Source organism: Bradyrhizobium sp. Ec3.3, assembly GCF_000472925.1.
In the GTDB taxonomy this organism is placed as follows: domain Bacteria; phylum Pseudomonadota; class Alphaproteobacteria; order Rhizobiales; family Xanthobacteraceae; genus Bradyrhizobium.
Genome location: NZ_AXAS01000116.1, coordinates 1 through 11,451, shown reverse-complemented (window position 1 = coordinate 11,451; position 11,451 = coordinate 1). Strand labels below are relative to the sequence as shown.

Annotated in this window: 9 protein-coding genes, 1 tRNA gene and 1 pseudogene; 7 read left to right on the top strand and 4 right to left on the bottom strand. The window is 64.6% G+C overall.

All coding sequences use genetic code 11. The features are described from left to right. A pseudogene (locus YUU_RS0144650) lies at window positions 1-859 on the bottom strand (glutamine--fructose-6-phosphate aminotransferase); the annotation flags it as partial. Between the two features lie 219 nt (window positions 860-1,078). Between YUU_RS0144650 and YUU_RS0144645 the strand changes: the two are divergent. Beyond that, complete coding sequence (locus YUU_RS0144645) at window positions 1,079-1,297, top strand: hypothetical protein (protein WP_027527968.1); 219 nt, start codon at window positions 1,079-1,081, stop codon at window positions 1,295-1,297. A gap of 6 nt (window positions 1,298-1,303) precedes the next feature. Here the strand turns inward: YUU_RS0144645 and glmU are convergent, their stop codons facing one another. Next, the gene (gene glmU / locus YUU_RS0144640) at window positions 1,304-2,659 is read right to left on the bottom strand and encodes a bifunctional UDP-N-acetylglucosamine diphosphorylase/glucosamine-1-phosphate N-acetyltransferase GlmU (protein WP_027527967.1); all 1,356 of its coding nucleotides are present in this window, start codon (window positions 2,657-2,659) and stop codon (window positions 1,304-1,306) included. Window positions 2,660-2,843: 184 nt separating this feature from the next. On the opposite strand from glmU, the gene YUU_RS0144635 reads away from it, so the two are divergent. After that, complete coding sequence (locus tag YUU_RS0144635; RefSeq protein WP_027527966.1) at window positions 2,844-4,256, top strand: hypothetical protein; 1,413 nt, start codon at window positions 2,844-2,846, stop codon at window positions 4,254-4,256. A 97-nt stretch (window positions 4,257-4,353) separates the two neighbouring features. Next, window positions 4,354-4,734, top strand: coding sequence for a hypothetical protein (locus tag YUU_RS0144630; protein ID WP_027527965.1), 381 nt, complete (start codon window positions 4,354-4,356; stop codon window positions 4,732-4,734). Here YUU_RS0144630 and YUU_RS0144625 read toward each other — a convergent pair. Further along, window positions 4,694-6,253 (bottom strand): beta-1,6-glucan synthase, encoded by a 1,560-nt coding sequence (locus YUU_RS0144625; RefSeq protein ID WP_027527964.1) that lies wholly within the window; start codon window positions 6,251-6,253, stop codon window positions 4,694-4,696. The two genes, YUU_RS0144630 and YUU_RS0144625, sit on opposite strands and share 41 nt — an antisense overlap. A gap of 333 nt (window positions 6,254-6,586) precedes the next feature. Between YUU_RS0144625 and YUU_RS0144620 the strand changes: the two genes are divergently transcribed. The 3 genes from YUU_RS0144620 to YUU_RS0144610 all read left to right on the top strand — a co-directional run bounded on the left by YUU_RS0144620 (window position 6,587) and on the right by YUU_RS0144610 (window position 10,466). Then, window positions 6,587-7,165, top strand: coding sequence for a hypothetical protein (locus YUU_RS0144620; RefSeq protein WP_027527963.1), 579 nt, complete (start codon window positions 6,587-6,589; stop codon window positions 7,163-7,165). Window positions 7,166-7,395: 230 nt separating this feature from the next. Then, the gene (locus tag YUU_RS0144615; RefSeq protein ID WP_027527962.1) at window positions 7,396-10,059 is read left to right on the top strand and encodes a glycosyltransferase; all 2,664 of its coding nucleotides are present in this window, start codon (window positions 7,396-7,398) and stop codon (window positions 10,057-10,059) included. 331 nt (window positions 10,060-10,390) lie between these two features. Beyond that, window positions 10,391-10,466 (top strand) — tRNA-Lys (locus YUU_RS0144610). Between the two features lie 488 nt (window positions 10,467-10,954). Here YUU_RS0144610 and YUU_RS59800 read toward each other — a convergent pair. Next, complete coding sequence (locus YUU_RS59800; protein WP_156944912.1) at window positions 10,955-11,140, bottom strand: hypothetical protein; 186 nt, start codon at window positions 11,138-11,140, stop codon at window positions 10,955-10,957. A 178-nt stretch (window positions 11,141-11,318) separates the two neighbouring features. Here YUU_RS59800 and YUU_RS62150 point away from each other — a divergent pair. Continuing rightward, window positions 11,319-11,451, top strand: a 133-nt coding sequence (locus YUU_RS62150) for a phage integrase N-terminal SAM-like domain-containing protein (protein WP_027527960.1), incomplete at its 3' end; no start/stop codon positions are given.

Genomic DNA, 11,451 nt, shown 5'->3' with positions numbered 1-11,451 from the left:
CGAACGGCAGCTTCACCGGCAGCGACACGCGCTCGGATGCCATGTCGACATAGCGGGCCAGCGTGTGGCCGACGACCTCGGGCTGCTCGTGGATTTCCTTCGCCATGAAGTGGCGGTAGTTGGCCTTGTCGACCAGCGAGCTTGAGGCCGCATGCTTGATCTTGTCGCGCTGGACGGCGCGGCCGTCCTTGTCGAAGATGGCAACGCTGTTGCGGGTCAGCACGACCCAGTCGCCGTCCTCGAGATAGCTGATCGTGTCNGTGAACGGACCNAGCGCGATCGCGTCCGAGCCGAGGAACATCTCGCCGTCGCCGTAGCCGATCGCGAGCGGCGGACCGTTGCGGGCGCCGATCATCAGGTCGCCCTCGCCCGCGAAGATGAAGCCGAGCGCGAACGCGCCGCGCAGCCGGCTCAAGGCGAGCTTNACCGCNTCGACCGGCTTGTTACCNCGCGTGAGCAGATCGTCGACCAGATGCAGAACGATCTCGGTNTCGGTCTCGGTGCGGAACANCGTCCCCTTCGCTTCGAGCTCCTCGCGCNACTCGCGGAAATTCTCGATGATGCCGTTATGGACCACCGCGAGGCGCTCNGTGGCGTGCGGATGGGCATTGTGCTCGGTCGGCTTGCCGTGGGTNGCCCANCGGGTGTGNCCGATGCCGNTNGTCCCCTTCAGCGGCTTGTCACGCAGCCGCGCCTCGAGGTTCTTCAGCTTGCCTTCGGCGCGGCGGCGCTCCAGGTGATCGCCTTCGAGCGTGGCAACACCCGCGGAGTCGTAGCCGCGATATTCGAGCCGCTTGAGCGAATCCACCAATTGCTCTGCAACCGGTTCGCGCCCGAGAATGCCGACAATCCCGCACATGCGGATCAATATCCCCCAAATCGTCGAAAAATGGCCAAAACGACGCGATCGGTTTTTATCGAAACTCGGAAGGAACCAGAAACTCAATAATTATTGCGGATTGCGACAGCACCAAATGGCGGTAGCCCTAATGTGCGGCGAATTGGCTGGCCTTTAACCCTGCACATTAACTTGCTGTCAACAAGTTTGGCCAACGATTCCCGCGCAGGAGATACGGTCATGAGAGGCTCATCCGACCGCAAGGGTCTGTCGTCCAATTACTTGCGCGCGAGCGAGACCGCCGGCACGCATCTGGCGCACTGGCCGCCGCCGCAACGCGGCAAGGAAAGCAAGCCCGTCTTCGTCAAGCACCAGGCTGGCGAACCCGTGAAGCGCGCCAAGCCGCGCGGCTGGCGCCTGACCCGCGCAATCTTCTCGGAATTCGCCGAGGACGAATAGCGAAGCTCAGCTTTCAGGTTTCTTCGCGCCGGTCTTCATCTCGCGATAGCGCGCGGCGCCGCCTTCGCGAATGGTCTGCTGATTGCGTTCCAGCGCCATCGCATCGTCAGGCACGTCCTTGGTAATGACAGAGCCCGAGCCGATATAGGCGCCGTTGCCGATTTTGACGGGGGCGACCAGCGAGGAGTTGGTGCCGACGAAGGCGCCCTTCCCGATCAGCGTCTTGTGCTTCTTGAAGCCGTCGTAGTTGCAGGTGATGGTGCCGGCGCCGATGTTGGAATTGGCGCCGACGGTCGCGTCCCCGATGTAGGAGAGATGGTTGACCTTGACGCCGGCTTCCAGCGTTGCGGCCTTCGTCTCCACGAAATTGCCGATGCGGGCGCCGTCGCCGAGCGAGGTGCCGGGCCGCAGGCGCGCATAGGGACCGATGGAGACGTTCTTGCCGAGCGACGTCTCGACGATGTGCGAGAAGGAGTGGATCACCGCGCCATCGGCGATCGACACGCCGGGACCGATCACCACGAAGGGCTCGATCGTCACGTCCTTGCCGAACGTCGTGTCGGCGGCGAGATAGACGGTTTCCGGCGCAATCAGCGTGACGCCGGCGTCCATCGCCGCTCGTCGCAGTCGCGCCTGCATTACGCTCTCCGCTTCCGCAAGCTGCGCCTTGGTGTTGATGCCGCGCACCTCGTCCTCGCCGGTCTCGATCACCACGGCCTCCCATCCCTTGTCGCTGATAATGCCGACCGCATCCGTCAGATAATATTCGCCCTTGGAGTTGGCACTGCCGATCTTGTCGAGGATCGCCAGCGCGCGGCGCCCGTCGAGCGCCATCACGCCGGCATTGCACAGAGTGATCTTGCGCTCTTCAGCGCTCGCATCCGCCTGCTCGCGGATCGCAACCAGGCGGTCGCCTTCGACGATGAACCGGCCGTAGCCCGTCGGATCGGCGGCACGAAAGCCGAGCGCGGCAAGCGCCGCGCCGCTCGCGAGCGGCGCGCGCAGCCGCTCGAACGTTTCGGCCGAGATCAGCGGCGTGTCGCCGAATGCGATCAACAGATCGTCTGCACCGCGCGCGATCGCCTCGCGCGCCGCCAGCACCGCATGCGCGGTGCCGAGCCGCTCGGCCTGCACGAAGGTGAGCGCGTCCGGCCGGATGCGCCGCGCTTCGTCCGCAACGGCGGCATGGTCGGGCCCGATCACCACCGCAAGCGACGTGTCGGTTCCCTTCGGCGCTGCCGCGAGCACATGGGCGAGCAGCGACTGCCCCGCCACCGGATGCAGCACTTTTGGCAGGCTCGATCGCATGCGCGTGCCTTCGCCGGCGGCGAGTACGATCGTGAGGCTGGAGCGGGCGGTCATCGAGATCCCCAGTGATTCCAGTGTCGGCCGAATCGCTTCCGATCGGCGCGAACTGCATTACGCGTCGTCATAGAGGCGTTTTGCTACCCCCGCAAATGCCCGGAATTCAAGTGCATCCCGCTTTTCCTGTTAATGTTCCCTGATTGATTCGGGGAAGCTCGACAGGGCTGGGCACTTAACAATCATGGCAAAGGATTCCGACCCACTGGCCGGCGTCTTCGAGACCAGGGAATCCGGTGGTCTTCTCGCCGGACTCCTGGCTGAGGAGAACGAGTTCGATCGCCGCATGATGTGGCGCCTCGGCTCGTGGGGCGTCGGGGCCGTCGGCGCCGTGGTGATCGCAGTGATGGCCAATCAGGCGCAGCTCGGCTGGCGGCGCGACCAGGTCGCAGCCGCCGATTTCACGCGCCAGGCCGATCGGCTCCAGATGCTGACAAGGGAGAGCCAGAGCGAAGCCCGCAGGCTGGCGTCCGCGATCGAGACGCTCAACACCGATCGCGACCGGCTCTATTCGCGCGTCACGGTTTTGGAGCAAGGGTTCGATTCCGTCACCGGCGCAATCGCAAAGCAGAATGCAGCGCCTCAGACGCCAGCAGCGAAGGCGCAGGAGACTCAAGCGGCCACCGCGCAGCCGACCCCCTCGCCGTCACCCGCCGCGCCAAACGTCGCGCCGGTCGCCTCGACGCCTGCATCAAGCGAAAAGCCGCGGGCGGACGCCGCCAAAGAGCCGGCCAAGGAACAGAGCAAGGATCAGGTCAAGGAACAGGCGAAGCAGCAGGCTGCTCCGACGCCGCAGACCGCGGCTTCGGCCTCGCTCGTTCCGCAATCCGCAACACCGCCTGCCGGGCTGCCGACCATGCCGCTGGTTGCGTCCAAATCGCTGATGGCGCCGCCCGATCCCGCCGCATCCAAGCTGGTCCAGCCGGAAACGGCAGACAAATCGGAGAAGGCTGACAAGCCCGACAAGGCCGACAGAACGGACAAGGCCGACAAGCCAAAGGCCGACGCAGCATCGCCGACCGAGGTCGCGACGGCGGCACCGAACACCGAGCCCGAGGCCGCCGAGAGCGAGCCGCCGGCGCCCGCGATAGCGGTGCAGCAGACCCGGTTTGCCGTGGATCTCGGCAGCGCCAACTCGATCGGTGGCCTGCGCGCGCTGTGGCAGGGCCTGATCAAGTCCAACCCGGAGATCGCCAACCTCCGGCCGATCATCATGATCAAGGAGAGCAAGACCGGCGCCGGCATGCAGCTCCGCCTCGGCGCCGGTCCTCTGGTGAATGCGGCCGCCGCTGCCAGGATCTGCGCCGGGCTCACCGAGAACGAACGGGCCTGCGAGACCACCGTGTTCGATGGACAGCGGCTGTCGATGCGCGGTCAGGACGCAGCGCCCCAGCAGGCCTCTCCCCAGGGCGAGACGCCGCCGGCAACCGCCAAGCCGGAGAAGCCGGAGAAGCCGCAGCACCGGCGGAGCTACTCTTCCAAGCGCACCAAGCGCGAGGAACCGCCGCCACCCCCGCCGCCGGCGCCCGCGCCGCCCAAGCAGGAGACGACGGCCGCCTCGACCATCTCCTCGTTCTTCAGTCGAAACAAAAACTGAAGTAAGCTCAGCCCGTTACTGTGAGACTCTGAGGCAAATTCACAAGGCCTTCGCCTTGCCTGTTGCCCGCATCCGCCTTCCCGACCATATTGGCCCCATGAAGAAGAAACCGTTCCGCCTCACGCCCTACCAGGTGCAGTTCCTGCTCGTGGTCGGCTTCGTCACCGTCGGCTACGCCCTCTACCTGCGCTATCTCGCCGTCGAGTTCTCGCAAGTCTCGCTCGCCTGCGACACCGGCCTGCAGACCGTGATCTGCAAGGCGCGCGCGACCGCGACCGTGCTGTTCAAGAATTCGGTGTTCGGCATCGTCGCGCTCGTGATCGCGACGCTGAACCTGATGCGGCCATCGATCGTGCTGCTGACGCTGGGCGTGATCGCCGCGGGCCTCGGCATCGTGCTCTACAACGTCGTGTTGTCGGGGATCGCGATCGGGCTGCTTATTCTGGGCTTTGCGCGGCCCGCGCCCGCCACAGCGTGAGCGCGAACAGCAGGTACATTGCGCAGGTCCACAATGACTGCCAGTTGTCGCGACCCTCGTTGATCAGCACGTAGGCCGCCGACAGCGCCAAGAGGCCGGCAAAGACCGACTCCGCGATCGGACGGATGCCGGTCTGCGGGCGGTTCAGCATCAGAAGCGCAAACGGCACCACCGCCATGGTCAGTGAGGCGAACGGAAAATCGCGGTAGCGCGGATCGAACACGAAACCGAGCGCGGTCTCGGCTGCAATCACGGCGGTCACCGCAAGCGTTAGCCCAAGCGCCGCAGTGAGTTTTGACCATTTGCGCTCCTCGCGGGGACCGAGGATATCGAGGAAGGTCGGCAGTCCCCGTCCCGACACCAGCGCCTGCGCGCAGAAGATCGGCGACAGCACGCCGGCAGCAAGCAACGTACCCCATTGCAGCCAGCCGCCCCAGCCGTAGCTCTCGTAGTACATCTTGTCGAAAGCGATGCCGAACAGCATGCCGGCTGATGTCGCCGAGATGCCGACGCCGAGCCATGCCGAGAAGCGCGGCGTCCAGGGCCGGCGGCGCAGCGTCAGGCCTGCGACTGCGAACACCAGCACGCTGACGGCCATGCCGCCGCCCATGTACCATTTCCAATACGGGAAATTGCTGATCGGCTCGCCCGGCGGGTATTTGAGCTGGCGGCGGACGGAATCGATGAAGCCCCAATAGCCACCGACGGTGCCTTCGAGCTGGCGCTTCCAGGGCTGGTCATAGGCCTCGATCAGGTTGACGCGAAAGCCCTGCGCCTTGGCGAGGGTCAGGATTTCCGACACCACGCGCGCCTGGTTGGTGCGCGAGGGCAGCGCGCCTTCGCGCATCCGCCCTTCGCTCGGCCAGCCGGTCTCGCCGATCAGGATCTCCTTGCCGGGAAATGCGACTGCCATGCGCTGACGGATCTGCTCGACATGGCCGGCAGCGAACTTGGCACGGACCGGAAAATCCTCCCAATAGGGCAGGATGTGGATCGTCACGAAGTCGACGGCGTCGTAGACCTCGCGATTCTTCAGCCAATACTCCCAGACGTCGGCATAGGTCACGGGAACGGCAACCTGCGCCTTCACCGAGCGGATGATGGCCACGAGATCGGCCGTGGTCATCTCGCCGCGCAGCAGCACCTCGTTGCCGACCACGAGCGAGGTGATGGTGTCGGGGAATTCCTTGCTCAGGCGGACCGCGGTCGCGACCTGGGAGAAGTTCTTGGAGCGGTTGCTGCCGAGCCAGATGCCCTGGATCACCTTCAGCCCGCCGACCTTGGTGGCGATCGCCGGCACCTGATCGAGCCCGTTCTCGATCGAATAGGTGCGAACGCAGTCGGTGATCTCCTTGAGCTGCCGCAGGTCCTGCTCGAGCTGGTCGGCCCCGATGTGGGTCGAGGGGTCGAGCGGCGTCTGGTCGCCGCGGAACGGCGCGTAGGAGACGCATTGCAGCTTGGAGCTCGGATCGATGGGCGCGCGCGCCAGCGTGATCGGCGTGGCCAGCCACCACCACACGGCAGCAATCGCACCCAACGATAAGAGCAAGAGCGCCAGTGGCGTACGAAGAGTAATCGGTTCCGTCCTCCGCGAAGGGTCCGTCGATTACCTGCTTGCAGGCCGTCTGCCAAGGGGGCAATACCGACAAGCGGCAATTGCACCTGCCATCCCGCCCCTTTTGCCTGCGGCTCTTCGACCGCCGCACAGCATGGTGACTTTGCTGGACAAAATTCGAAATACCAGTCATGGGATTCAACGGGACTTTTCCGCCGCATTGGAGACCCATTTGGACGGCATCACACCGCGCGTCCGTGGAGTTCTCGCGCGGGCGTCAGAGAGATCGGGGAATTTATGCGGCGACGGGTGCTTGAGTTAACGAATGCGGTCCTGCGGCATGTTGCCGTCCCCTCCCTTGTCGTTCTGCTCGGCCTTTCAAGCGCGCTCGCCCAGAGCGGCGCTCCCCAGGACCAAGGCAAGGCGGCCGCAACAACGCCAGCCGATGCCGCCAAGGACGCCAACCAGAACCAGCGCCGCACCGACGAGTTCGCCGAGGCGGCGCAGGCCATCAACGGCCCGGCCGGAAACCCCGAATGCGTCTGGCTCGGCCGCCGCGTGGTGCGGCTGATGTGGCGGGATGACCTCGATACCGCCTTCCGCCATCTCGATCTCTACGACCGCTTCGGCTGCCCGGGCGGCCACATCCAGGCGGCATTCCGCTGCCTGACCCGCTTTGGCGGCCAGATCGATCCGAAGGTCGCCGAGACCCTGGACAGCCGCGTGCACGCCTGCTGGATCAATCCGGCGGCGCAGCCTCAGCAGGCCGCTGCCGCGGCGTCCCAGCCGCCGGCGCCGACGACCGGCACTTCGCCGCAGCCGGCCGCAAGCCCTGCGCCAGCCGCGAGCCCCTCACCCGCCGCTCCCCCAAAATAGCCGCGATCACTTCACCCGCCGTTCAGGAACGATCGGCGATACCGGCGATTGGCACTGCTCGTGCTTTTCAGATCGTCGGTGCCCTCAAAAGGCCATGCCGCTAAACGACACGGCGTCATGACAGTTGTGAAAAGGCGTGGCAGAGGTATGTTCCGTTTGCCGCGGACTCGGTCGGATCTCGGGGTCGGATCCGCTTCCCTGCCATCTCAGCCCCGTTTGGTTTAGCCGCGATGCGCGTTGTCGCCGCCGTTCTGTTGCTCGTGTCCGTGCTCCACGCGGGCGTCTGGGGAGTCTTGCGCGACAGGGAGCCCGCGCCCGATTTCAAGGGCCTGCTGCCCAGCCTATCGTACACGCCGTTCGAACCGGGACACGTCGTCGATCCCACCGTCGACTCGGAGAAGATCCGAGCCGATATGAAAAAGCTCTCCACCCTCACGCGCGCCATCAGGTCCTACTCCGCGACGGAGGGTAACGAACTGGTGCCGCCGATCGCCGCCGAGTTCGGCCTCAAGGTCACGGTCGGCGCGTGGATCGACAAGGACGAGGATCGCAACGAGCGCGAGATCAAGGCCGCCATCGACCTCGCCCGCAAGAACAGCAACGTGATCGGCATCGTGGTCGGCAACGAGGTGGTCTTCCGCGGCGAGCAGAAGGTCGAGGACCTCATCGACAAGATCAAGAAGGTCAAGAGCGCGGTTCGTGTTCCCGTCACGACGGGCGAGATCTGGAACATCTGGCGCGACAATCCGGACCTCGCCTCCAGCGTCGATTTCATCGCCGCCCACGTGCTGCCCTATTGGGAAAACTTCCGCTCGGACCAGGCGGTCGACCAGGCCGTCGATCGCTACAACCTGTTGCGCAACCTGTTCCCCGGCAAGCGCATCGTGATCGCCGAGTTCGGCTGGCCGAGCGCGGGCTACAATTTGCGCCATGCCGACCCGGGTGCGTTCCAGCAGGCGCTGACGCTGCGTAACTTCGTCAGCCGCGCCGAAGCCATGGGCATGGATTACAACATCGTCGAGGCGATCGATCAGCCCTGGAAATTCTTCGAAGGCGGCGTCGGTCCCTACTGGGGCATCCTCAACGCCAGCCGCGAGCCGAAATTCGCCTGGACCGGCCCGGTTGAGAATCCCGACTACTGGAAGCTGATGACGATCGCGCTCCTGGTTGGCATTCTCCTGTCGCTGCCGATCATGCGCCTGTCGCAGCCGACCGCGCCGCAGGCATTCCTGCTCTCGGTCACCGCCAACGGCGTCGGCGCCTGGGCCGCCATCGTGTTCGCCTATTGGAACGGACACTACTTCCTGTTCGGCTCGGCCTTCGCGCTGACGCTCGGCATGATCCTGCTTGTTCCCCTTGTCCTCATCGCGATGGCGCGCATCGAGGAGATCGCAGCGGTCGCCTTCGGCCGGCCGCCGCAGCGGCTGCTTGCCAAGGACAAGCCGATCGCCGACGTGCCCGAGAACTACTGCCCGAAGGTGTCGATCCACATCCCCGCTTATTTCGAGCCGGTCGACATGCTCAAGCAGACGCTCGATGCGCTGTCGCGGCTGAACTATCCGAACTACGAATGCGTGGTCATCATCAACAACACGCCCGACCCCGCCTTCTGGCAGCCGATCCAGGATCACTGCCGTGCGCTCGGCGAGCGCTTCAAGTTCATCAACGCCGAGAAAGTGCAAGGCTTCAAGGCCGGCGCACTCCGTATCGCCATGGACCGCACCGCGGCGGACGCCGAGATCATCGGCATCCTCGATGCCGACTATGTCGTCGATCCCGACTGGCTGAAGGATCTGGTGCCGGCGTTCTCCGATCCGCGCGTCGGCCTCGTGCAGGCGCCGCAGGATCACCGCGACGAAGACCTGTCGATCATGCACTACATCATGAACGGCGAGTATGCCGGCTTCTTCGACATCGGCATGGTCCAGCGCAACGAGTTCAACGCCGTCATCGTGCACGGCACGATGTGCCTGATCCGCCGCGCCGCGATGGACATGGCCGGCGGCTGGTCGAGCGACACGATCTGCGAGGACAGTGACCTCGGCCTTGCGATCCAGGAGCTCGGCTGGACCACGCACTACACCCGCCACCGTTACGGCCAGGGCCTGTTGCCCGACACCTATGAGGCCTTCAAGAAGCAGCGTCACCGCTGGGCCTATGGCGGCTTGCAGATCGTGAAGAAGCACTGGCGGCGCTTCCTGCCCGGCGCGAGCCGGCTGACGCAGGACCAGAAGCGCGAATATGGGCTGGGCTGGTTGAACTGGCTGGGTGCGGAAAGCCTCGGCGTCGTCGTCGCCCTCCTCAACCTCGTCTGGGTGCCGATCGTCGCCTTCGCCGACATCGCGATCCCCGACAGGATCCTGACGCTGCCGATCATCGCCGCCTTCGTGGTCTCGCTCGCGCACTTCCTGTCGATGTACCGCCTGCGCGTCGCGATCAAGCCCGGCCAGATGCTGGGCGCCATGATCGCGGCGATGAGCGTGCAGTGGACGGTGTCGCGCGCGGTCGCGCAAGGGTTGATCACCGAGCACATCGCCTTCGCCCGCACCTCCAAGGGAGGCCTGTCGCGGATGTCGATCGAGTTCCAGGCGTTCTGGGAAGCCGTGATCGGTGCACTGCTGCTGATCGGCGCCGGCGTCCTGATCGCCTCCAACAGCTACCGGCAGATCACAGAGATCTATATCTTCGCCGGCGTCCTGGTGCTGCAAAGCCTGCCGTTCCTGGCGGCGGTCGCGATCGCCATCCTGGAGCTCAGCCGCATCAACTCGTTCCAGTTCTGGCGCGACGGCGCCGTGCGCGCCGCCGAACTGATCGGGCTGCGCCCGGTTGCGCTGCCGAGCCCCGCCGGTTCCTCGCAGCCGGTCGCAAGCGAGGTCCGCCGCGAGGCGAACTGACGCGAGCCCGACGGCGGCCGGAGCACTAGGGTCGACGGCCCCGGGATTGGACGTCACCTGCTCTTCGAAGTGGATGACGTTCGTCGGCAGGTTGAAACTTTCGGGCTAAACCACGGAATGGGCGCGGAAATCCCCGCCCTTGCCGCGATCTACGGCAACCTCGCCCGCTATTGACCTCAGCGGCCGCTCCCCCTACACAGCGCGGGCCGAAAGCATGATCCGGAAACAGCCTGCCGGTTTTCCCCGCGACGCGTTACGTTGTGGCAAGACATGCTTCTCGAATGTCCGAAGGCGATGGCGATCGATCAGCGAAGCCATCAAGCGGCCATGGGAGCGCGTAGCTCAGCCGGTAGAGCACGTGACTTTTAATCACGGGGTCCTGGGTTCGAGCCCCAGCGCGCTCACCAACAAAATCAAAGACTTAATACCGATATCGCCCGGATTTGCTTTCCAGAAAATCTACGTTGGGAAGCGACTGGGAAGCGTGCGAGCTCGGGCCGACGAGATGCGAGCACTTGAGCAGAATCGCGCGTGAGCGGGCGGATAACCACGAGATATCGGAAGCACGGGAAGCGCTGCTCGATCTTACGGGCAACTACCGATCCGCGATCGCCGATCTCGAACAACCGTCCATCAACCACGGGACCCGGCGCTAGCGGCCCCATAGGGCCACGAGGGCACATGCGAAGCCTACAGTTAGGATGCCTGCAGCCGTTGCCGTGACTAGGTCAATTGACCAGGGGTGTCTTTTCCCACCGATCAGGTCGAAGTGTCTGGAGTGGTGGTCGTCCCTGAATGTCTGAAGGCGCATGACACGCACTCCCTTGTGCGCGCGTTTGACGATTACTCAATTGGCGACAGCCCAGACAGTTCCTTGAGATGCGCTTTTCCACACCTACGACTCGCTGTAGCTCGCCGCCCTGCCCGCGCCCAACAGATCGATATTTTGCCAGCTCACCCGCGCGCCGCTTTGATCGCCGCATGCGTAGAGAGAACCGCACACCGCCCGGTCAAGATCACCTTTGGCGACATGCGCGAGATGGGTGCGCGCGGCGTCCTGGTCTATTGCGCCGACTACCATTGCAGCCATTCCATCGCGCTCTTGGCCGATCGCTAAAGCGGGATGGGGTTAGGTTGAATCGATTTGGGATTGAACGAAGCCGCTGTCGCGGCATGTAGGGAGCCATAGCAAGGATTGCCTCCTGTCTGAGAGGATTGCGGGTTTTCAAAGCCCAACCCTTCAGACAGGAGGTTTTCCGATGGCTGAGATCAGCCCACTTCGCCGCCGCATGATCGAGGACATGACGGTCCGCAATCTGTCACCGGCGACGCAGCAATCCTACCTCAACGCCGTAGCGAAGTTGAGCCGGTATTTCGGTCGCTCTCCCGACC